We start from the raw sequence: 391 nt of genomic DNA, 5'->3' as shown, positions 1-391 counted from the left end.
TGGCTCGTTACGTTGTTTAAGTTATGGTCTAAACGGTTTAATTGAGAACCGAAAGTTGCTCTAGCGTCAGCGATATTCTGAATAGCAGTGTCCAGAGCCGTGATTTCAGTTGCTGCAGTTGTAGCATCTAATTTCTTTGTTCCATCAGTTGAAACTGCTAAATTAGCAGTTGTTAATTTCTTTGTTTCGATAGCTGCGATTATCATTGTATCACTTGAAGCATCAGAAAGTTGAATCGTGATATCTTTACCCTCATCAGGATTAGTACCTTTATTTAAAAATGCGTTACCATTGAAATTTGTTTTATCAGCAATATGATTAATTTCTTGTGCTAATGCTTGATACTCTTTGTCCATAGATGCGATATCTTTATCGTTGTTAGTACCGCTTG

General features: G+C 36.1%; 1 pseudogene. It reads right to left on the bottom strand.

Annotation, left to right across the window (positions count from 1 at the left end):
- A pseudogene (locus QO049_RS30560) lies at positions 1-391 on the bottom strand (flagellin); the annotation flags it as partial.

It is taken from the genome of Bacillus sp. RB3 (genome assembly GCF_030164735.1).
In the GTDB taxonomy this organism is placed as follows: domain Bacteria; phylum Bacillota; class Bacilli; order Bacillales; family Bacillaceae_G; genus Bacillus_A; species Bacillus_A cereus.
This window is presented reverse-complemented; position numbering and strand designations above follow the sequence as displayed.